The 20,811-nt window shown below is 73.6% G+C and carries 16 protein-coding genes; 7 read left to right on the top strand and 9 right to left on the bottom strand.

Features of this window, described 5'->3' with window-relative positions; translation table 11 throughout:
* The first annotated feature begins 137 nt into the window (after positions 1–137).
* Genes AC3CHW_RS21380 through AC3CHW_RS21370 form a run of 3 tightly spaced genes read left to right on the top strand, consistent with a single transcriptional unit; the run spans position 138 to position 3,687 of the window.
* Positions 138–1,115 carry a glycosyltransferase family 2 protein gene (locus AC3CHW_RS21380; protein ID WP_398610271.1) on the top strand — a complete coding sequence of 326 codons (978 nt, stop codon included), beginning with the start codon at positions 138–140 and terminating at the stop codon, positions 1,113–1,115.
* On the top strand, positions 1,115–2,503 hold the full coding sequence (locus tag AC3CHW_RS21375; RefSeq protein WP_187063532.1) for a polysialyltransferase family glycosyltransferase: 1,389 nt from the start codon (positions 1,115–1,117) through the stop codon (positions 2,501–2,503). The genes AC3CHW_RS21380 and AC3CHW_RS21375 overlap by 1 nt, the downstream gene beginning before the upstream one ends.
* Positions 2,500–3,687, top strand: coding sequence for an acyltransferase family protein (locus AC3CHW_RS21370; RefSeq protein WP_488467537.1), 1,188 nt, complete (start codon positions 2,500–2,502; stop codon positions 3,685–3,687). Before AC3CHW_RS21375 ends, AC3CHW_RS21370 begins: the two co-directional genes overlap by 4 nt.
* Before the next feature lie 336 nt (positions 3,688–4,023).
* Here AC3CHW_RS21370 and AC3CHW_RS21365 read toward each other — a convergent pair whose 3' ends face one another.
* The gene (locus tag AC3CHW_RS21365) at positions 4,024–4,698 is read right to left on the bottom strand and encodes a TetR/AcrR family transcriptional regulator C-terminal domain-containing protein (RefSeq protein WP_488467536.1); all 675 of its coding nucleotides are present in this window, start codon (positions 4,696–4,698) and stop codon (positions 4,024–4,026) included.
* A 274-nt stretch (positions 4,699–4,972) separates the two neighbouring features.
* On the opposite strand from AC3CHW_RS21365, the gene AC3CHW_RS21360 reads away from it, so the two are divergent.
* Positions 4,973–6,949: an FAD-dependent monooxygenase gene (locus AC3CHW_RS21360; RefSeq protein WP_488467535.1), complete on the top strand. Its 1,977-nt coding sequence runs from the start codon at positions 4,973–4,975 to the stop codon at positions 6,947–6,949.
* A 138-nt stretch (positions 6,950–7,087) separates the two neighbouring features.
* Here AC3CHW_RS21360 and AC3CHW_RS21355 read toward each other — a convergent pair whose 3' ends face one another.
* The 4 genes from AC3CHW_RS21355 to AC3CHW_RS21340 form a co-directional block, all read right to left on the bottom strand.
* Complete coding sequence (locus AC3CHW_RS21355) at positions 7,088–8,089, bottom strand: hypothetical protein (protein ID WP_488467534.1); 1,002 nt, start codon at positions 8,087–8,089, stop codon at positions 7,088–7,090.
* Between the two features lie 812 nt (positions 8,090–8,901).
* A complete protein-coding gene (locus AC3CHW_RS21350) occupies positions 8,902–9,780 on the bottom strand; it encodes a GNAT family N-acetyltransferase (RefSeq protein WP_488467533.1) in 879 nt (292 codons plus the stop codon).
* 503 nt (positions 9,781–10,283) lie between these two features.
* On the bottom strand, positions 10,284–11,681 hold the full coding sequence (locus AC3CHW_RS21345; protein WP_488467532.1) for a GntP family permease: 1,398 nt from the start codon (positions 11,679–11,681) through the stop codon (positions 10,284–10,286).
* A 224-nt stretch (positions 11,682–11,905) separates the two neighbouring features.
* Entirely contained in the window at positions 11,906–12,430 is a 525-nt protein-coding gene (locus AC3CHW_RS21340) for a gluconokinase (protein WP_488467531.1), read from the bottom strand.
* Positions 12,431–12,561: 131 nt separating this feature from the next.
* On the opposite strand from AC3CHW_RS21340, the gene AC3CHW_RS21335 reads away from it, so the two are divergent.
* On the top strand, positions 12,562–13,263 hold the full coding sequence (locus AC3CHW_RS21335; protein ID WP_176162084.1) for a FadR/GntR family transcriptional regulator: 702 nt from the start codon (positions 12,562–12,564) through the stop codon (positions 13,261–13,263).
* A gap of 167 nt (positions 13,264–13,430) precedes the next feature.
* On the top strand, positions 13,431–14,207 hold the full coding sequence (locus tag AC3CHW_RS21330; RefSeq protein WP_488467530.1) for an SAM-dependent methyltransferase: 777 nt from the start codon (positions 13,431–13,433) through the stop codon (positions 14,205–14,207).
* Between the two features lie 38 nt (positions 14,208–14,245).
* Here AC3CHW_RS21330 and AC3CHW_RS21325 read toward each other — a convergent pair whose 3' ends face one another.
* Positions 14,246–15,601 (bottom strand): erythromycin esterase family protein, encoded by a 1,356-nt coding sequence (locus AC3CHW_RS21325; protein WP_488467529.1) that lies wholly within the window; start codon positions 15,599–15,601, stop codon positions 14,246–14,248.
* A 116-nt stretch (positions 15,602–15,717) separates the two neighbouring features.
* Positions 15,718–16,470 (bottom strand): GNAT family N-acetyltransferase, encoded by a 753-nt coding sequence (locus tag AC3CHW_RS21320; RefSeq protein WP_488467528.1) that lies wholly within the window; start codon positions 16,468–16,470, stop codon positions 15,718–15,720.
* Positions 16,471–16,760: 290 nt separating this feature from the next.
* On the opposite strand from AC3CHW_RS21320, the gene AC3CHW_RS21315 reads away from it, so the two are divergent.
* Positions 16,761–17,648, top strand: a complete 888-nt coding sequence (locus tag AC3CHW_RS21315) for a L,D-transpeptidase family protein (RefSeq protein ID WP_308118006.1) — start codon at positions 16,761–16,763, stop codon at positions 17,646–17,648.
* A gap of 609 nt (positions 17,649–18,257) precedes the next feature.
* On the opposite strand, the gene AC3CHW_RS21310 is transcribed toward AC3CHW_RS21315, so the two are convergent.
* Both AC3CHW_RS21310 and AC3CHW_RS21305 read right to left on the bottom strand, forming a co-directional pair.
* Positions 18,258–19,907, bottom strand: a complete 1,650-nt coding sequence (locus AC3CHW_RS21310) for a hypothetical protein (protein ID WP_488467527.1) — start codon at positions 19,905–19,907, stop codon at positions 18,258–18,260.
* Positions 19,907–20,788 carry an RNA polymerase sigma factor gene (locus AC3CHW_RS21305; RefSeq protein ID WP_488471127.1) on the bottom strand — a complete coding sequence of 294 codons (882 nt, stop codon included), beginning with the start codon at positions 20,786–20,788 and terminating at the stop codon, positions 19,907–19,909. The genes AC3CHW_RS21310 and AC3CHW_RS21305 overlap by 1 nt, the downstream gene beginning before the upstream one ends.
* Between the last annotated feature and the right edge of the window lie 23 nt (positions 20,789–20,811).

Here is a 20,811-nt window from a genome sequence, read left to right as displayed (position 1 = left end):
CAAACGGTTAACAGCATGTCGACTGTTGGCGAACCCGGCCGTGAGAGCAGCGGGTTAACCATTCCGCCTTCCTTCGTTCACCTTCTCGTAGGCCATAGGTCAAGACGAATGCCGGGCGGACACCTACCGTCACCCGAGTGGTTAAGCTCTCCGTCATCGTGCCGTTCTACAACGTGCAGACCTACGCACCAGACACACTGAGAAGTCTGCGCGCCAACGCGCGGGAGGACTTCGAATTCATTCTCGTCGACGACTGTTCCAAGGACGGGACCCCCGAACTGTTGGAGCGCGCCGAGCGCGACCTGCCCGGGGCGGTCCTCGTACGGCACGAACAGAACGGCGGGCTCGCCACCGCGCGCAACACGGGTCTGGACGCGGCGCGCGGCGAGTACCTGACCTTCCTCGACGGGGACGACTGGCTCGCCCCCGGGTACTACGAACAACTCCTGGCCGCCATGGAGGAGTTGGGTTGCGACTTCGTGCGCACCGACCACGTGCAGGTGACCAACCGGGCGCGCTCCATCCACCGGGTGCCGGTCGGCCTGCGCAACACGGTGCTCAATCCGCGCGACGTGATCCTGCCGTCCGACCGCTCCACCTCCGTCGACTACGCCTTCGCCTGGGCCGGCATGTACCACCGCCGGCTGCTCGACGACGGGCTGCTGCATTTCCGGGACGGGCTGCGGACCGCCGAGGACCGGCCGTGGATCTGGAAACTGCACCGCGAGGCCAAGTCGTTCGCGGTCCTGGGCATGCTCGGGGTGTTCTACCGGCGCGGGGTCGCCTCGTCGCTGACGCAGATCGGCGACGTCCGGCAGCTCGATTTCATTCGCGCGTTCGACCAGGTGATCGAGGAAACGTCGCGCGATCGGGAAGCCGCGCGTTTTCTTCCGAAGGCCGTGCGCACTTATTGTGCGATCATTTCCCATCACCTTGGTGGCATCGAAAGGTTTGAACCGGCCGTGGCACGTAAGTTGCGCATCATGAGCGCGGCGGCGATGAAGCGGATGCCGCAGCAGGTGCTGAACGAGGCGCTGGACGCGATGGACTACGATCGCGCCGCCCGGCTGCGCAAGCTGCGCCGCCGCCCCGTCGGCCCGGAGGTCGCGGTCTGATGAACGCTCGTAACCGCACCCAGATCTTCTTCGCGTCCACGCTGTACGGCGCCGCCACGCTGGCCGCCGCCATCGACGCGGACTGCTTCGCGGAGGCCGACCGCCGACTGCTGCTGATCAGCAACAACGCGGCCATCCCGGAGACCACCCCGAGCCTGGACGAGATGCCCGGCTTCGAGGTGCTGCGCCCCCGGTTCGACGGCGTGCTGTCCTGGAACGAGACGATCAGCCCGTTCCACCCCGGCGGCTGGTCCCCGCGCGCGGACGACGCGCCGCTGTGGGAACGACACCTGCGGCTGCTGTGGGGCCTGGGCGACGACGACATCGAGATCATCCTCGAATCGATCCAGGTCAACCCGGCCCTTGCGGTGGCCAGGCTGTTCCCCAACGCCCCGCTCGACGTCTACGCGGACGGCCTGATGAGCTACGGGCCGACCCGCAACAAGCTCTCCCCGCTGGTCGGCACGCGGGTGCGCAGGCTGCTCCACCTGGACCTGGTCCCGGGGCTCAAGCCGCTGCTGCTGACCGAGTTCGGCGTCCCGTCGGAGGTCGTGCCCACCGACCACTTCACCAAGGTGCTCGCCGAGATCGCCGGGGTCTCCCCCGAGGTCACCGTCCCGGACGCGGTCCCCGGCACCAAGGGTCCGGCGCTGCTGCTCGGCCAGTACCTGTCGGCGCTCGACATCCTCACTCCGCAGGAGGAGGAGGAACTGCACGTCCGGATGTTGCGCGGCGTGGTCAGGCTCGGCCACCGCGAGGTGGTCTTCAAGCCGCACCCGACCGCGCCGGCCCGCTGGTCGCGCCTCCTCGAGACGGAGGCGAGCACGCTCGGCGCCGAGCTGACCGTGGTGGACTCGCCGGTGCTGGCCGAGGTCCTCTACCAGCGCACCCGGCCGTCGCTGGTCGTCGGCTGCTTCTCCACCGCGCTGATCACCGCGAGCGCCCTGTACGGCCTGCCCGTCGCCCGCACCGGCACCGAGGTCCTGCTGGAGCGGCTGACGCCGTACCAGAACAGCAACCGCATGCCGGTGACGATCGTGGACGCGCTGCTGCCCAACCTGGACGACCACGCCGCAGTCCAGGCGTGGCAGGCGCCGCCCGGCGACCGCGCGGGCAAGGAGCTGACCGGCCTGGTCACCGCCGTCGGCTTCGCCATGCAGGCGAAGATCTACCCGGACCTGCGGCCGGCCGCCGAGCGCTACCTCTCCGCCAAGCTCAACGCCCACACCTGGCGGTACTTCAAGCGCCGCCGCCTGACCGCGCTCGGCCTGCCCGGCGCGGTCCCCTCCCACCTCTCGTTCCTGCCGCGCAACCCCACGGTGCGCAAGGTGGCCCGCAGGGCCCGCGCCGTGCAGCGCCAGATCAAGAAAAGGGCAGCCTTCGGATGACGGCTCCGAGTACCGCACCGGGGCCGCTCCCCGATGCCGTGACCGCCACGCCCCCGGCCGACAGGTCGGGGGTGCCCGACGCTCCGGTCACCGCCCTGGAGGGCAAGCCTCCGGGGCAGCGTCCGCCGTCGCGGCTCCGCGCACTGGACGGGCTGCGGCTGGTCGCGGCACTCATGGTCGCCTGCTACCACTACGGCGGGCGCGACGGCGAGATCGCCAAGGCGTGGGGCTCGTCCCCCTCCCACCAGTTCCCCACCGCGTCCGAGTGGTTCGCCTACGGCTGCCTCGGCGTGCAGATCTTCTTCGTCATCAGCGGCTTCGTGATCTGCATGAGTGGTTGGGGCCGTCCGCTCAAGGACTTCTTCGCCTCCCGCGTCTCGCGGCTCTTCCCCGCCTACTGGGCGGCGATCATCCTGGTCACGGCCGTCTTCGCGCTTCCGGCCGTGGCGTTCGCGACCGTCTCGCCCAGCGACACGCTGGTCAACTTCACGATGCTCCAGCAGCCGCTCGGCGCCGACCGGGTGCTCGGCGTGTGCTGGACCCTCTGGGCGGAGCTGCGGTTCTACGCGCTGTTCGCCCTGTTCGTGGTGCTCCCCGGGGCGAGCCGGCACCGGGTCGTGCTGTTCTGCGCGGTGTGGACGCTGGCCGCGGCCATGGCCGACGCCGCCGACCAGCCGCTCCTGGACATCGTGCTGATGCCGGAGTACGCGCCGTACTTCATCGGCGGCATCGGCCTCTATCTGGTGCATCGTTTCGGCAATGACGCCCTGGCCTGGGGCATCGTCGGAGTCAGCTTCCTGATAGGACAGCGGTACGCGGTGGACGAGCTCTGGCACCCCCAGAACCCGGACTTCTTCTCGTACCGCCACACCTCGGTCATCATCGGCATCGTCGCGCTGGGCTACCTGGCGGTCGCCCTCGTCGCCCTCGGCAAGCTGAACTGGGCCAACTGGCGCTGGCTCACCGTCGCCGGCGCCCTGACCTACCCCTTCTACCTGGTCCACGAACATCTGGGCTGGGTCGCCGTGGAGACGCTCCACCAGGACCTCGACATCCCCTCGCACGCGACGTTCGCGCTCACCATCGCGATCATGCTGGCCCTGGCCTGGCTGCTGCACAAACTGGTCGAGAACCCCCTGACTCCGGTCATCAAGCGGTCGATCTCCGGCAAGCGGAGGCGGTAGGCGGGCGGGTACGCGGAGCGGCACCCGCGGAGTGATCGCGGAGCGACTGCGAAGCGACGCCGGCACGGCCGCGGAGCCCGTCGGCCCGGTACGCGCGCACAGCGCGGTGCCGGGCCGTTCGCGTTTGCGGGGGCGTTCGTGGCGCGGGGGCGTTCGCCTGGCCGGCCGTTGGTGGCGCGGGGCCTTGGCGGGGCAGGGGCGTTCGCGGCGTGGGGCCGTTCGTGGCGCGGGGTGGTTCGCGGGGCGGGGCCTTGGCGGGGCAGGGGCCTTCGCGGCGTGGGGCGTTCGCGGCGCGGAGCGGTTCGCGTCGGTGAGGCGGTTCGCAGCGGCGGGAGGTCAGGCGGGTTGGCTCGCCTGGCTGGAGGGGGCGGGGCTGGCCAGCAAGGTGGCCTCAAGGCCGGCGACGATCACCCGAAGCCCCTCCTCGAACCGGTCCCCGTAGTCGTGGAAGAGGTCCGGGCCCACCTCGACCGCCAGCGGAAACTCCGACCCAATGAACTCGGCGCGCTCCGCCACGTCGTACCCCGGCGCCTGCTCGCCCGGCATCGGATGCACCGCCTGCTCCTCGATGGCGAAGCCGAGGGTGTAGGTGAACGCGATGAACGAGGCGCGGGCGGCCAGCCCCACGGGGTGGCCGGCCTCGACGAACACCCGCAGGTGCGCGTCGAGCGACTGCGCGTGCCCGGCGTCGGTGAAGCGACTGCCGCTGAAGACCTTCGCGCCGTCCCGCAGGCCGAGCAGCGTCTGCCGCAGCCGCCTGCTGGACTCGGCGAGCTGCTCCTGCCAGGTGTCCGCGACGATCGGACGCTCCTCGTGCATCCGGCGGTAGATCGCCGTGGCCATCTCGTCCAGCAGTTCCTGCTTGTTCTTGAAGTGCCAGTACAGCGCGGGCGCCTGCACGTTCAGCTCCTTGGCGATCCTGCGCAGGGTGAGCCCGTCGAGCCCCACCTCGTTCAACAGCCGCAGCGCGGTGTCCACCACCTGGGCCCGGTCCAGTCGCGTCGTCGCCATGTGGCCATTTTCCCTTCCCGCTCCGGTCCCCCGCCCCCAGGCCGGCGAGCCCTTGACAACTTAACAGCGTTAAGCGCACACTCCAAGTACGCGAACTTAACGAGGTTAAGGAGCCGTGATGGCCACTCGCTCGACACCCCACGCATCGCCGGCGCCCGAATCCCTCGCCCCGCCCGACGCTCCGCCCGAGGGGGCGACGTTCGGGGCGACATCCGGGGCGGCGCGGCCAGCGCGGCCGGTGGACGTTTCCGAACCAGGGATGCCGACGGGCCCGGTGACAGGTGCGTTGGCCCAGGCCACGGCGGAGACCGCGCCGACGGCCGTGCTGATCGTCGGCGCGGGCCCGACGGGCCTCACGCTCGCCTGCGACCTGGCCCGGCGCGGCGTGCCCGCGCGCGTGATCGAGCAGTCGGCCACCCTCTTTCCCGGGGCGCGCGGCAAGGGCGTCCAGCCCCGGACCCGGGAGGTCTTCGACGACCTCGGCATCGGCCCGGCCATCGCCCGGTTCGGTGGCCCCTATCCCCTCATGCAGCGCTGGCGCGGCAGGCAGCGCCTTGAGGAGTGGGACATGCTGGACCGGGCCGAGCCGCACGAGGGTTCTCCGTATCGCGAGACGTGGATGGTGCCGCAGTGGCGCACCCAGGAGGTGCTGTACGAGCGGCTGCGCGAGTTGGGCGGCAGCGTCGAGTTCCGCACCAGGCTGACCGGGTTCCACCAGGACGCGCACGGCGTGAGCGCGACGCTGGCGAGACCCACCGGTCCTGACGAGACCGTCCGGGCCGCCTATGTGATCGCGGCGGACGGCGGGCGCAGCACGGTGCGCAGGCTGACCGGCGTGGCCATGAGCGGGCACACGGTGGACCCGTTGCCGATCCTGGTCGCCGACGTACGCCTCGCGGCCTCGCACGACGGCGTGTCCGGCCCCGCGTCCGACACCGGGGGGACGGTCACCCCGGTCTCGGACGAGGCGGGCGCGGCGGGGTCGGCCGACGAGACGGCTGGCCCTGGCGGCGCGGGGGCGGCCGGGGGTTCCGAGTGGCTGGCGGCGGCGCGGATCGATCGCGACCACTGGCACGTGTGGTCGGAGGACCAGGACGGGAGCACGGCGCTGTGTCCGCTCGCCGGGACGGACACGTTCCAGTTCCTGGCCCAGTTCGATGACCCGGACGCCGTGCCGGACACCACTCCGGACGCGGTGCGCCGGTTGCTGGCCGAGCGCACGTCGTTGCCCGCGTCGGCCGTCCGCGAGGTGCTCTGGGCCTCGGAGTTCCGACCGCGCGCCGCGATGGCCGAGCGGTTCCGGATCGGCAGGGTCTTCCTGCTCGGCGACGCGGCCCACGTGCACTCACCGGCCGGCGGCCAGGGCCTCAACACCAGCGTGCAGGACGCCTACAACCTCGGTTGGAAACTGGAGCAGGTGCTGCGACACGGCGCGCACGAGAGCCTGCTCGACACCTACGAGGAGGAGCGGCTGCCCATAGCCGCCGAAGTGCTCGGCCTCAGCACCCGGCTGCATCGCGGGCGCCCGCTCGACGAGGCCGGCGGTGGCGTGCGGATGGGCTCCGACACTCACCAGCTCACCCTCTCGTACGCGGGAGGCTGGCTCGCCGTGGACCGCCGCGCCCCACGCCCGGCCCCGGAATCCGACGCCCTGCGCCCCGGCGACCGGGCCCCGAACGCGCGCTGTGTGGACGCCGCCGGCAAGGAGTTCACCCTCTTCGACGCCTTCCAAGGGCCGCACTTCACCCTGCTGGACTTCCGCACCGCCCATGATCTGCCCGACGCGCCCACGCCACCCGACCGGCCCGCCACCCGGAGCGAGCCCTCCGAGACCGCCAGCCCCACATCCGCCACCGCCACCAGTGCCACCGCCCTCACCCCCACCGTCCTCACCCCAGCCGCCGGTCCCCCAACGCCCCCCGAACCCATCCCCGCCCACCACCACGATCAGGCCCCACTGCGGCACATCGTCATACGCCACGCCTCCGCGCACGCCCAACCGCGCTACGGAAAGGCGGTGTTCCTGATCCGGCCCGACGGTTACATCGGCCTCATCACCGACGACCCGAGCGACGTGCCGGATTACCTCACCCGCATACGCCGCGGGCGCCCCGCCACCACAGCTCCGGGTGCGGACCACGGCGCGGCACCCCACGTGGCCCGCGGCGCGACTCCCGGTGCGGGTCGCGACGCGACCGTCGGCACGGACCGCACGGTGGAGCGGGCGTCCGGCGCACCCGCGAGCCGCTAGGCCGGTAGGAACGGCACGGCGCTCCTACCCGCCCAAAGCGCCGATGCCCCGATGCCCCGATGCCCCGACCATGCTCGTCCGGGTGCCCGGGTGCCCGGGTGCAACAGGACTCGGCAGGACTCGGCAGCACTCGCGGCGTCAATTCCACCCCAGGAGGTAGGTGACGCCGGAATCCGGCGCCTCGGCGATTTTGACGGGTTGCGAACCCGCGCGCAGCGACTGGCGGTACACCTCGACCTTGTCACCGCGTTCCGCGAGAAAGGCGATCTGTTTCTTGTCCGGCGAGGGCACAGCACCGTAGGAGGGGAGATCGGTCTCGGGGAGGAGTGGTTCGACGTCCCGCACGATCTGGAGGTCTGCCGTGAATCGCACCCGGAGGATCTGGGCGTTCGACTTTCCCGCGTGGGAGCAGATCAGCTCGCGGGAGTCCAGCCAGAATTCGGGCGAGCAGTCGGGGACCTCGGTACTGCCACGGGGAATTCGCGGTCCGTTGCCGCCGTAGTCCACGCTTTTGCTCAACGGGGTTCCGGCGTCGCGGTCGGCACCGCGCTTACGGAGTTGGAGTTGGTTCCAGACGGTGTTGTGTTCGGCGACGTAGCCGCCGGTGGGGTGAATGGCGGACTCGTTCAGATCGGAGTCCTTCGCGCGCCAGGCCACGCCGCCGCCGAAGGAGACCTCGCTGAGGGGCTCGCCGTCGGCGTCGACGGCCGGGCCACGGTCCCGGGCGCTTTCCGGCGGGTTCTCGGGCAGCCGGCTGCGCAACCGGCCCGCGCGGTCGATGTACCACAGGTCGCCCTCGTGGAAGACCGGATAACTGTCCCGTGGAGCGTCGGCGGGGCTTCCCGATTCCGGCTCCGGCCCCGCCGGCAGCCCCGTACGCACCTCGAAGGCCACCGCCCGCTCGCCCACCCCGCCGGGCCCCGCGATGCGCCCGGCCATCAGGGTGTAGTCCTCGTTGAACATCTGCCGCAGCGCCGAGGAGGCGGGATATCCGCCGATGCCGTCGTGGCAGGCGTAGGAGCCGCTGGGGTTCTGGTCAGCCGGCAGGTCTCCCGACGCCGTGGACACGACGCTGCCGTCACGCACGGAGAGCGCGGTGAGGGCGAGTTCCCTGGCGGGAGAGCAGTTGAGCAGCAACACGGTCTCCGGGATTCTGAATTCGGTACCCCTTACCCGACTTTCGACGCCTCCCTTTACAGCGGTGGGCGACGGTGAAGAATCGGATGAGCTGTCGCAGCCTGCCTGGAGGGAGATGACGGAGAAGGCGAACAAAGCGGTCAACAGACGGAGAGTCCGTCGACGGAGAATGCACCCCATGTGGTTCTCCTAGAGTCACCGGTCGGGCTTCGACACGCTGCGGTGGCAAGGCGAGAGAGCGAGCGTCACTGTATCCGCCCGTGGGGCGGTGATCCAGGGCGGCGAAGGGTTCGATGGGTCAGGGTCGTTGGCGAATCCTTTCCGCTGGCGCACCCCTCTTTCTTTACGTCCGCCCGCCCGTTTTAAACTCCCGCTGACGCCTCTCGTTGCGCTCCCCACCCACGTTTCCCTTCCGGCGTGCGGCAAGGTGAGATACACCCACGTTTCCCGCCTCATCTCTCCCTATCACCGGCTATTTCCGGCCGTACGCGGAGCGCCCGCCCGTTTTGCCGGGCGGGCGGAGCCCGCCGTACGCGGGGTCTGCGGTGGCCTGGCCCAACTCGGGCCGGACGTGCAGGAGGTAGCTGTGCACGAGGGGTGTCGCGTACGGCGCGGAGGGGGGTGCGCCGCGAGAACTCAGCGGTCACGCGCGGAGCAGCGGGCGCCGGGACGGGCAGGCAGGCAGGCAGGCAGCGGCGAAGCCTATGAGGGCGAGGCGGAGAGAGCGAAGGGCGAGGCGGGAGAGGCGGGGGGTAAGGAGCGAGCCGGAACGGGAGGGCAAGCGCCGGGCGGCGGTGGGGCGTTGCGGGGTGGGGTCAACGTCGCAGGCGGGCGTGCCAGTCGTGTTCGAGGATGGCGTACCGGATGAGGTCGTACCAGGCGCCGTTCGCATAGGCGTAGTGCCGCAACACGCCCTCGCGGGTCATGCCCGCCCGCTCCGCGGCGCGTTGGGCGGCGGCGTCGGAGGGGAGGACGCCCGCCCAGAGGCGGTGCAGGCCGAGCCGGTCGAAGCCCAGCACGCCGAGGAGGTAGCCGACTTCCATGCCGTGGCCGACGCTGGCCTGGTCGGCGCGCAGGGCCATGCCGACCTCGGCGCCGCGGTGGCCGGTGCGTACGAGGGCGTCCCGCTCGGGCCGGTCGAGGATGAGCTTGGCCGTGCCGATCAGTTCGCCCGAGTGCGCTCGGCTGACGGCGAGGCGGTAGTGCGTGCGAGGCCGCTGCCGCGCGCTGGCCAGGGCTTGTTCGACCAGCGCGACCGCGTCGCGACGGCGGAAGGAGTGCGCCCCGAACGCGCGCGTGGCGCCGGGGTCGTCGAAGACGGCCAGTACGGCGTCCACGTCCGTGGGCGCGAGTTCGCGTAGCCGGAACCTGCTGCTCTCCACCACGACAGCGTGCTCGCCGGGCGGCGCCGGCTCGCCCGGTCCCCGCGCGCCCCGGTGCGTCGCCGGCCGCTCGGGCGTCGGCGGCGCCCAGGACACGTCGGGGACGGCCTCGTGGTGCGGGTCGGCGGCCCGTGTTGGCGGGGCCACGCCGGGGGCGCCGTCGCGCGCGGCGGCCACGGCCCGGTGGTCAGCGCCGGCCGGGTCGGTCTCCCGGGTGCCGTGGGCCCGTGGCCGGGTCCGTTCGTGCGCCCGCTCGTGGCCCCGCTCCCGGTCCCATGCGGCGCGCCGCGACATGTCGCCACGCCCGTTCATCGGCCGCCCCCCGCGCGCTGCCCCGTCGGCCCGTAGCTCCCCCGGCGCGCGCCCCGAACGCGGCGCATGGCCGGGTGGCGCGGGTCGCGACCACGGCGTCCGGCCGGGTGGCGAGGGCCGCTGCGGACCGTGTCGTGCGGGGCCGTGGGAAAGGTCAACGCCCTTGACGTGTCCGGGAGTACGGGCATTCGCCCCCGTACGTCCCGCTCGTGTACCTCCATGCGGCGAGCGTGGCGCAGCGGTGGCAGGCACACCAAGAAACGTCACTCCACTGCGCGCAAAGCCCACCCGTCCGACTGAGGGTCGGCGCCGCGCCGAGGGCGCGGGTTGACCGCGCCCGCCGCACCCACCGCGCTCCGGAGCCGCCGGCGTACGCGGGACCGAGCGCCCGCCGGACCGACAGCCGGGCGAGGCAGCCAGCACCCGCCGGACCGACAGCCGGAGAACGACGGCCGGGAACCGACGGGCGCGGGGCGGGGCGGAGCAGCGAGCAGCGAGCAGCGCTAGATGATCAGGGACAGGAGGAGGATCAGGCCGCCCGCCACGACCGAGATGATCGTCTCCATCAGCGACCAGGTCTTGATCGTCTGGCCGACGTTCATTCCGAAGTACTCCTTGACCATCCAGAACCCGGCGTCGTTGACGTGGCTGAAGAAGAGCGAGCCGGCGCCCACGGCGAGGACGAGCAGGGCCTGGTGGGTGATGGACATGTCGGTGGCCAGCGGTGCGACGAGGCCGGCGGCCGAGATGGTGGCGACCGTGGCCGAGCCCGTGGCGAGTCGGATGCCGACCGCGATGAGCCAGGCGAGCAGCAGCGGCGAGACGTCCCAGTCGTTGGAGAAGTCCAGGATCATCTGGCCGACGCCGATGTCGATCAGGGTCTGCTTGAACCCGCCGCCGGCGCCGACGATGAGCAGGATGCCCGCGATGGGAACCAGCGAGGTGTCCACGATGCCCGACAGCCGCTCCTTGGCGAAGCCCGCCGCCCGGCCGAGCGTGAACATGGCCACCAGGACGGCGGCGAGCAGCGCGATCAGCGGCGAACCGATGACGTCGGTGACCCGCTGGAGGTGGTTCTCCGGGTCGTCCACCACGATCTCCACCAGCGCCTTGCCCAGCATGAGCACGACGGGCAGCAGCACCGTGCAGACGGTGGCGACGAAGCTGGGGCGGCGTTCCAGCGTCTCGGACGGCCGCTGCGGAACGAGCCCCTCGGGCGGCTCGATGTCCACCCAGCGCGCCGCGTACCGGGCGAAGACGGGTCCCGCGATCACGACGGTGGGGATGCCGACGAGGACGCCGAGGGCGAGGGTGACGCCGAGGTTGGCGTCGATCGCGTCGATCGCGGCGAGCGGGCCGGGGTGGGGCGGCACCAGGCCGTGCATCACGGACAGGCCGGCCAGGGCCGGGATGCCGATGCGCATGAGGGAGTAGTTGCCGCGCTTGGCGACCAGCAGGACGACCGGGATCAGCAACACGATGCCGACCTCGAAGAAGAGCGGCAGCCCGATGATGCCCGCGATCAGGGCCATGGCCCAGGGCATGGTGCGCTGGTTGGCGCGGGCCAGGATGGTGTCCACGATCTGGTCCGCGCCGCCCGAGTCGGCCAGGAGCTTGCCGAGGATCGCGCCGAGCGCGATGAGGACGCCCACGCCGCCGACCGTGGAGCCGAGCCCCGCCGTGAAGCTCGCGATGGCCTTGTCGAGCGGCGCCGCCGCGACCGCGCCCAGCACCAGCGACCCGATGGTCAGCGACAGGAACGCGTGCAGCTTGAACTTGGTGATGAGCAGGACGATGGCGGCGATGCCGACGAGGACGGCGATGCCCAGTTGGGCGTGGCCGGCCGAGGTGATGGGTTCGGCGGCATCCGCTGCCAGCATCTCGACGCTGAGAGTGCTCACGGAACGGTTCCTTTACGTGGACGGGGTGCGGGGCGCGTACGGGGACACGGGGGCGTGTGGTGCGTACGAGGACAGAGGGCAGGAGGCAGGGGGTGTGGCGCGTGGCGCGTACGGGGGCGCGTGACGCGGCCCGGAGGCAGGGGCTGGGGCGGGGAGACGGGTACGGGCTCGTACCGACGGGGCGGGAGGCGGCCTCGGCGGGTGTGCGGGCGGGTCGGGGCCGGTCAGGTGGTCGGGGGGACCTCGTCGAGCCGGGCGATTTCCTCGATGGCGCGCTGGGTGATGACGGCGGGTTGCGGGGTGACGTCCACCGCCACTCCCCGTTCGTCGTCCTGGAGGGGTTCGAGGTCGGCGAACTGGGAGTCGAGCAGCGCGCCGGGCATGAAGTGCCCCTTGCGGGAGCTGAGCCGCTCGGCGATGAGGGCGCGGTCGCCGGTGAGGTGAAGGAAGACGATGCCGGGGGCGGCGGCCCGCAGTCGGTCCCGGTAGGCGCGCTTGAGCGCCGAGCAACTCACGACGCCGCCCCGGCCCGCCCGGCCCTGGGCCCAGGCGCCGATCGCGTCGAGCCAGGGGGCCCGGTCCGCGTCGTCGAGCGGGGTGCCGGCGGACATCTTGGCGATGTTCCGCGGCGGATGGAAGTCGTCGGCCTCGGCGTACGGGACGCCGAGGAGCGCGGCGAGTGAGCGACCGATCGTGGACTTGCCCGTACCGGACACGCCCATGACGACCACCACGTGGGGGGCATGCATGAACAACCTCGCTGTCTTCATCGACCTCGACGACGCCCCACACCTTCACGTATAGGTACGACGTATTCAAGAGGATGTGACTTAAAAGTCATACTTATTTGGCGTGAGCCCCACGCCGTAGGCTGACCGCCATGGAAAAGCACGGGCAGGGGCTCCACGCCCGCGTCCTGGCATCGCTCGGTCCGGCGATCACCGCGGGCGAGTACCCGCCGGGCACGGTGTTGCGCACGGACGAGCTGGAACGGCGCTTCGACGTGTCGCGCACCGTGATCCGTGAGGCCGTGCGGGTGCTGGAGTCCATGTACCTGGTGGCGTCCCGGCGCCGGGTCGGCGTCACGGTCCGCCCCACCGAGGAGTGGAACGTCTTCGACCCGCAGGTGATCCGCTGGCGGCTGGCGGGGGCCGACCGCCCGCGTCAGCTCCGCTCCCTCACGGTGCTGCGCTCGGCGGTCGAACCGGTCGCCGCCGGCCTCGCCGCCACCCTCGCCACACCCGAGCAGTGCGCGCGGCTCACCGAGCACGCCCTGGGCATGGTGGCCACCTCACGCGGCCAGCAGCTCGATGCGTATCTGGTGCATGACGTGGCCTTTCACCGAACGGTGCTGAACGCGTCGGGCAATGAGATGTTCGCGCGCCTCGGCGACGTGGTGGCCGAGGTGCTGGCCGGGCGGACCGAACACCATGTCATGTTCCCCGACCCGGACCCCGCGGCGGTCTCCCTCCACGTGCGCGTCGCCGAGGCGATACGCGAACGCGACGCGGCCCGCGCCGAGTCGCTGACCCGCGAGATCGCCACCGGCGCGATGGCGGAGCTGGACGTGCTGGCCCCGTGACCGCCGCCGTCCCCGGGCCCGACGGCCTCGGCCGGGCTCCGTTGCCACCCCGTCCGAGTCCCCACCCGGGATCCCGCCTGAGATCCGTCTGAGAACCCGCCTGAGATTCCGTCGCCGCGTCGAAATCCCGTTGCGCGCGCCGCGCGCGGCCGGTTCAGTCGGTGCCCATGACCGCCGTGAACGATCTCGTACGACCCGACCGTTACCCCCGCTCGGCCGCGTACGACCCGGTGTGGCTGCTCGACCTCGACATGGGGCCGAACCCGCTGTGGCTGCTGGAGGACCTGGCCCGGGACCTCGACCTGCGGCCGGGGGCACGGGTGCTCGACCTGGGGTCCGGCATGGGGGCGACGTCGGTGTTCCTCGCCCGGGAGTACGGGGCGCGGGTGGTCGCGGCCGACTGGTGGGTCGGCGCGGAGCGGGCGGCGGCCGTCTTCGCGGCGGCCGGGGTCGGGGACAGGGTGGAGGCCGTGCACGCGGAGGCGCACGCGCTGCCCTTCGCGGACGAGAGCTTCGACGCCATCGTGAGCGTCGACGCGTTCGAGTACTTCGGCACCGCCGACGGCTACCTGCCGTACCTGCTGCGCTTCCTGCGACCTGGCGGCCAACTCGCGGTGGCGACGCCCGCCATGACCCGCGAGGTGCGCGAGATGGGCGCGATCCCGCCACACGTCAAGGCCGTCGTCGGCTGGGAGGCCATCGCCTGGCACACGCCCGCGTGGTGGCGGTTCCAGTGGGAGATCACCGAACTCGTCGAGGTCACCTCCGCGCGGCTCCAGGAGGACGGCTGGCGGGACTGGCTGCTGTGGGCGCGCGCCTGCGCGCAGGCGCACCCGGCGCAGCGCGCGGCGCACCAGCGGGTCATCGACATGCTCACCACGGACCAGGGGGCGCACCTCGGCTTCGCGCTGCTGAACGCGCGCAAGAAGCCGCCCGTGGCCTGACCCGGCCAGGGCGACCGGTCAGGTCCGGCCGGACCGGCTCACGGCAGCCGGTCGAGCGGGGTCACCCGGGGCACCCAGGCCACCACGTCGAACCAGCTCGCGAGCCGTCCGCCGGCGAGGTGGAGGTCGGCGTCCCGCTCCGCCTCGTGGCCGGGCCCGACGACCCGCACCGTGGCCGGCGCGTCGAACCAGGTGTGCGCCGCGACGGGCTGCGGCGCGCGCAGGTCGAGGAAGTACGCGTCGGGGCGGGCGGTGCTCAGCACGGCGTCGGCGAGGCCGGGCGACGGAGGCGCGATGGTGTGCGGCGCCTCGCCCTCGCCGAACATCAGGGCCACCGACGCGTAGCCGGCCCCGAAGTGCCGCCGCAGCGCCCCGCCCTCGGTCCACAGCGGGGCCGGAGCCGCCGCTGGCGGGGGCCCCGCCACGGCCGAGCGCGCCGCCGCGGGCGGGTGGGACGCGGTGAGCGGGGCGCCGTCCGCGGTGTGGGCCAGGCCGCTCCACAGGATCAGCCGGTGGCCGGTGTGTTCGTGCCACCAGATCGCGTTCTCGGCCATGAACGGCGGCGAGCCGTCCGCTTCGCCGACGGCGTCCGCGCCGCCGGGCTCGGGATCCTGGTCGCGCCCGTGGTACGCGTAGAAGCCCTCGATCACCCGCGCGTGCCGCAGCGCGAGCGCCCGCCCCGGGCCCGGCGGCAGGCCGGCCACCACCTCGCGGGCCCGCCGCGCCGCCGCGCGCAGGGGGGCCTGGTCGGGCAGCGCGGCGTACCAGCGGACGTGCTCGGCGACGGGGCGCGAGGGGCGCAGCGCGGCGTACAGGTCGAGGAGTCGCGGCAGTTGGTCCGGGGCCGTGGCGCGGACGTGGTCGGTCACCGCGTCGTAGACGTGCGCCCCCACCGCGCTCCGGTCGAGGCCGACGACGCGCACCCGGTCGTCCGGGTGGCGCCGGTTGAAGGCGCGTATCCAGTGCAGCACGGCCAGGAACTCGGCGCAGCGGTACGGCTGTCCGGCGTCGGCGAGCAGTTCGCGCGGGCTCACCGGCCCGTCGCCGCCGTAGCCGGGCACGGTGGTGCCGGCCGCGTACGCGTCGTACTGGAGCCCCTTCGACCAGTCCTCGTCCAGGGCCAGCGAGCGGAAGCCCAACTCCTCGACGAGGTAGCGGATCAGTTGGTGGGCCAGCGTGGTGAGTTCGGCCGCGCCCCGGGTGGCCGCGCCGAGGCCGACCACGCGGGCGTCGCCCACCATGGCGCGCAACGGCGCGAGATGGTCGAGCGGCGCGCGGGCGCTCACGTCGGGGAGCGGGTGCGCGTGCCCCGCTATCCAGTGCCGCACGGCCGTGGCGCCCGCCCCGCCGTCGGGTACGGGAAGCGGCTCGGAGGGATCGGCGGGCGCGGGCATGGCATGCTCCTCGGTCGCGGCGTCGGGCCGTCCCGGCCGGCGCGGAGGACGCGTCACGGCTGGACGTGCGGTGAGACAGCGTACGGTCGCCCCCAGCCTGCGGCCTCGACCTCGGTTCAGGTCAAGGGGCCGCCGCGCCCCGGCACGCCCGGCGAGACCGCCGGCCCCGTGCCATCGGCCGGCCCCACGCCGTCGGCCGGCGCCTGGCCCGCCGCGCCGGCTCGCGAAGCCACTCCGAACAGCGGCAGGCACGGGTCGAGGCCGGTCAGGGTCACCGGCAGGTCGGGGTCCGGCCGCCAGTCGGCGCGGGCCAGCCGCAGTCGGTGCAGCGTCGCCGGCCGGCCACGGGAGACCACGCGGCGCACGCCGTCGGGCGCGTAACCGAGCTTGCGCGAGACGGCACGCGAGCGCGCGTTGTCCTCGAACGCGGCCGTCACCGCCTCCCGGGCGTCGAGCCCGGCGAAGGCCAGGTGCAGGATCGCGGCCCGCATCTCGGTGCCCACGCCCTGGCCCTGGTGGCGCAGGCCGAGCCAGGAGCCGGAGCCGACCACCCCCAGCACGCCGAAGTCATCGGCCGACAACTCCTGCGTGCCCACGGGCCGGCCGTCCCGGAAGACGGCCAGGTTCAGCGACCAGTGGTCCGGCGTCCAGTCGCCGCGGCGCAGCCAGTGGTACTGGACCACCGAGCGCGCCCGCCGCGGCCCGGGCGCGTCCGACCACGGGACGGTGAACGGCATCCGGTCGGGCGCGTGCACGCCCTCGGCGGCGAGGTCGGCCAGCGCGGCCAGTTCTTCGTCATCGGGCAGCCGCAGTTCCAGGCGCGGCGTGGTCACGCGCAGCCCGGCCAGCGGCCAGTGGTCGATCAGCATGACCCATTGTCGGCGGCGCGCACCGGGGTGAGCACGCGGTTTTCTGCCCGCGTCGGCCGAGTCGTGCCCGCGCCGGCCGAGCGCGCGGCGCTCCCGGGCCGGCTGATCGCGCGGCTCTCGCCCGCCGGTTGAGCGCGCGGGCGCGCGCCCCCGTCTCCGCTCGCCGCTCGGCGCGAGGTTCGACACCCGGCGGTCCCGGGCATATGTGGGAGGGGAAAAAATTGCCGTGATGTGGGGGGCGACAGATGCGCCGGATGTCCGTTTCCGTCTTACGGACCACGCTTGCCGTGGTGACGGCGGCAGCCGTGACGACGGTCGCCACGGGGTGCGAGCCCGCGTCCGTGCAGTCCGGGGCGTCCCGGGGGCCGAGCGCCACGGCGGAGCCCGAGCGCAGCACCCCGCAGCGCACGCACAAGGCACCGGAGCCCACCCGGACCAAGCCCCGCACCCAGCGCCCCGCGCCGCCGCGCACCCACCGCCCGGCCCCGGTCCCGACCCGGACGCCGGCCAAGCGCACCTGGCCGACGCGCCCCGCGAAGCCGCTGCCGCGCCCGGTGCTCGCGCTCGGGACCAGCGGTGAGAAGGTGCGCGAACTCCAGGCCCGGCTGCGCCAGCTCGGCCTGTTCGACCGTCAGCCCACGGGGTACTACGGCTCGGTCACCGGCACGGCCGTCTCCGCCTTCCAGCGCGGCCACAACCGCCCGGCCTCCGGCACCCTGGACGCCAAGACGTGGGCCAAGCTGCGCGATCTGACGGACCGGCCGAGCCGGACCGCGATGTACCCGCCGACGAGCCGCCCGATAGCCAAGCCCGACCCGCGCTGCATGACCGGGCGGACGCTGTGCATCAGCAAGGCCAGCCGGACGCTGTCGTGGATGGTCGACGGCAAGGTGCTCGCGGCGATGGACGTCCGGTTCGGCTCGCAGTACACGCCGACCCGCGAGGGCACGTTCAAGGTGGACTTCAAGAGCCGCGACCACGTCTCGACGATCTACGACACCCCGATGCCGTACGCGATGTTCTTCAGCGGCGGCCAGGCGGTGCACTACTCGTCGGACTTCGCCGCCCGCGGCTACAGCGGCGCCTCGCACGGCTGCGTGAACGTGCGCGACAAGAAGAAGATCGCCTCGGTCTTCGCCCAGGTGAAGGCCGGCGACAAGGTGGTCGTCTACCGCTAGGCGGGCCTTCCCGGACCGTACGGGCGAACGCGCTGCTCCCCCGGGCGCGGCCACGCCGCCAACCGTGTCCGCGTTCGTACCCGTGCCGGCATCAGGTCGTACGGGCGGCGCACGGTCAGCCGCCGCGCGCACATGCCCGCCTTCGGGGTGGTTCCGCGCGGCCCGATCGGACAACCCCGCGCGCGTCGTTCGGACGAACCCAGCGCACCGAGCCCCTCCGGCCATGTCGTGGGCGCGGCGGCGTCACAAGGTGTCGCAAGGGGCGGCCCGCGGCGGGGCAGTGGCCCAGCGGGCGTGCGTGGCGTGAGTCAGGCGGCCGGGCGGCGGCGGGCGCGTGGGCAGGAGGGGGCGCGGGCAGGGCCGGGGGAACGTGCCCCACCCGCGCCAGTTGCGCGTAGCCGCAGGTACGGGGGGAACCCCGGCTTGCGCGCGGCCGATGACCAGTCGGCCCGCTCCATTCAGCGCCGTGACGCGAGAAAACGTCACACCTCATCGGTTCTGGCCGGTACACGGTGCTCCACAGCGGGCACTTCGTCCGTTAACCAGCGGTATGCCGGGCGGAGGGCGCCCGCACACCTTCCGCTCGCCCGTGCGAGCGGCCGGGAACATTCAGTGACGCGTGGCGGGACTCGGCGTCGCGCTCGCGGTGTGGCTGGGGGTCGCGGTGGCGGTCGGCGTGGGCGAGGGGCGGCCCTGCCCGGGGGGCCGGCCGGCGTCGCCGTCACCGCCGCCCTGGTCGCCCTCGTCCGGCTCCTCGCCGGGCTCGCCGCTCTGGCCGCCGCCACCACCGCCGCCGCCTCCCCCGCCGCCGGGGCGCGGGGCGCTGTCCTCGTTGAGCAGGCCGGCACAGAACTTCCGCACCGCGCTCGCCCCACCCGCCGCGCGCTCCAGCTTCAGCAGCGTGTGCGAGTCCAGGCCCACGTCCTTGCCGTTCTTGTGCGCGACGTAGTCCCGGCACATGGCGAGGACCCAGCGCTTGCGGTTCGGGTCGGGCGTCCAGCGCGGTGGCTGGCTGCCCGGGCGGTTGCCGGGCGCGGTGGCGTCGGGGCCGTCGCCGGGGTCATACGCGTCGCCCGTGCCGTCGGTCGCGCCGCCGCTCGGGCTCGCGTCGCCGCCCGGGTCCGGGTCGTCGGGGCGCGCGGAGACGGACTCGGTGGGCCGCGTGCCGTCGCCGGGTGGGCGCGAGTGGCTCGGGTCGGTGGACGGCGTGCCCGTCGCGCCGCTGATCTTCGGTTGGGGCACCGAGCCGTCGGGGCTCCCGGCGGCGGTCACGCTCGCGGCCGGGGCCGGCTGCACGTCGTTCCGGAAGGGCGTCGGCAGCACGCCGGTGCCGGCGGCGACCGCGACGCTCCCGAGCGCGCAGCCCACCAGCGCCGCGGCGAGGCCGGCACGCAGCGGGCCACGCACCGGCACCGGTCTTCCCCGGCCCGGCCTGCCCTTGCGGCCGGGTCCGGTGTCCGCCCGGCCCACCACGGTGATCGCCGACGGGCCCGTGGTGCGCCGGCCGCGCGCCGTGGCCAGCGCGCCGCGGCTCTTGGCGGTCGCGCCCCGCGCGTCGGAGGCCGCCTCGGCGACCCCGGGCGCGCGGGCGGGCGCGCCGGCGGCGCCCCGTTCGCCGCGCGCCGCGGCCAGCGAAGCGTCGTCGTCGCCGGCTGTCGGCCCTTCGGGCAGCCGCGCGGCGGCCCCGTGGACGTCGCCGAGCGCGGGCGCGCCGGGCTCGACGCGCAGCCCGTCGGCGGACGCCGCGGGGGTGGCGCGCGCGGCGCGGAAGGCCGCGACCGCCGCCTCCTCACCGGGCAGCGGCCCCTCCTCGCCCCCCAGGCCACGGCCCAGCGGTCCGATCGCGTCCTCGGCCACGGCCGCGAGCACGGCGGCCAGCCGCTCCGCCGCTACCCGCGGGGCCTCGGCCTGGTCGGCCCGGTCGGGGTGGTCGTGCGTCGTGGGGGCGCCGCGACCGGGGTTGGCCGGGCCGCCGCCCGTCGGGCTACCGGCGGCGGTCGGCCGCGCCGCGGCGGCACCCAGGCCGTCGGTGTCGGCGGGGCCGTCCCCGGCGTGGGCCGAACCCGCGCCGGGTCCGCCGAGGCCCGCCGTGGCGATTCGTTCCGCCTCGCTCCGCCCCTGGTCAGCGAGGGTGGGTCCAGCCCCGTTCCGCTCTCTTCGCGCTCCGCCGAACCCGCTCTGACCAGGCACCGGGACGCCGCTCAGCAATCGCTCAGCGGCATCATCATCCAGCCAGCCGTACTGGTGCTTGTCGGCCATCACATGTCCCTCTGCGTCCGCGCGCACGAATCCGTCACACTCGCGGACGTCGTCGCGCCGCTGCGTCCCAGGCGCTGCGACGGGATCGGCTCTCCCGTCGCGTCCGCTCCCACCTCGGCCGGTGTGCTCTCCCTGCCGGTGAGCGCCGCGGCCCCCGGTCGTACGGCGGAAGCCGCTCCCCTCCGTGGCAGCGGGGCCGGTTCCCGCGCCGCCATGCTCTCCATCCGCCCCGACCCCGGGGGCGGGCCCGCGCCGCCGCCGGCGCTGCCTGGGCTCCCCGGCCCCGCCGGGCCGAGGGGCCCCGCGCCGCCCTGGTCGACGGGCTCGCTCGGTGGGCCTTCGATGAGGTCGGCCAGGCGCCGCAGTCCGCGGTGGGCCGAGGTGCGCACCGCGCCGGGGCGCTTGCCGAGCACACCGGCCGCGCTCTTGGCGTCCAGGCCGACGACCACCCGCAACACCACGGCCTCGGCCTGGTCGCGGGGCAACTGGGCGATGAGCGCGAGCGTGTGCCCGGTGCCCAGTGACTCCAGGGCCTCGCGCGCGGTGTCCGCGTCGGCCGGCCGTTCGGCGAGTTCGGTCTCGTCCCCCCCGATCGCCGGGCGGCGCCCGCGCATTCTGATGTGGTCGAGCGCCCGGTTGCGCGCGATGCGCGCCGCCCAGCCCCGGAACCGGTCCGCGTCCCCGCTGAACCTGCCGAGGTCGCGCGCGATCTGTAGCCAGGACTCCGACGTGACGTCCTCCGCGTCCGACTCGCCGACCAGCGTCCGTACGTATCCGAGCAACCGCGGGTGCACGGATCGGTAGACGGTCCGGAAGGCGGCCTCGTCCCCGTCCTGCGCCGCGCGCACCGCGGCGGTCAACTCCCCGTCGTCCCCCTGCACGCCCTCATCCTGCTCCACTTGGA

The organism is Streptomyces sp. MGP-BFMKR1 (assembly GCF_057766585.1).
The sequence above is the reverse complement of the archived record's forward strand: the minus strand, read 5'-3'. Positions and strand labels throughout refer to the sequence as shown.

Coding starts and splice junctions, on each gene's coding strand:
- AC3CHW_RS21320 (WP_488467528.1), bottom strand. CDS start 16,470: ATGCTGATCGACCACTGGCCGCTGGCCGGGCTGCGCGTGACCACGCCG.
- AC3CHW_RS21350 (WP_488467533.1), bottom strand. CDS start 9,780: ATGAACGGGCGTGGCGACATGTCGCGGCGCGCCGCATGGGACCGGGAG.
- AC3CHW_RS21375 (WP_187063532.1), top strand. CDS start 1,115: ATGAACGCTCGTAACCGCACCCAGATCTTCTTCGCGTCCACGCTGTAC.
- AC3CHW_RS21335 (WP_176162084.1), top strand. CDS start 12,562: ATGGAAAAGCACGGGCAGGGGCTCCACGCCCGCGTCCTGGCATCGCTC.
- AC3CHW_RS21340 (WP_488467531.1), bottom strand. CDS start 12,430: ATGCATGCCCCCCACGTGGTGGTCGTCATGGGCGTGTCCGGTACGGGC.
- AC3CHW_RS21325 (WP_488467529.1), bottom strand. CDS start 15,601: ATGCCCGCGCCCGCCGATCCCTCCGAGCCGCTTCCCGTACCCGACGGC.
- AC3CHW_RS21330 (WP_488467530.1), top strand. CDS start 13,431: ATGACCGCCGTGAACGATCTCGTACGACCCGACCGTTACCCCCGCTCG.
- AC3CHW_RS21365 (WP_488467536.1), bottom strand. CDS start 4,698: ATGGCGACGACGCGACTGGACCGGGCCCAGGTGGTGGACACCGCGCTG.
- AC3CHW_RS21310 (WP_488467527.1), bottom strand. CDS start 19,907: ATGGCCGACAAGCACCAGTACGGCTGGCTGGATGATGATGCCGCTGAG.
- AC3CHW_RS21370 (WP_488467537.1), top strand. CDS start 2,500: ATGACGGCTCCGAGTACCGCACCGGGGCCGCTCCCCGATGCCGTGACC.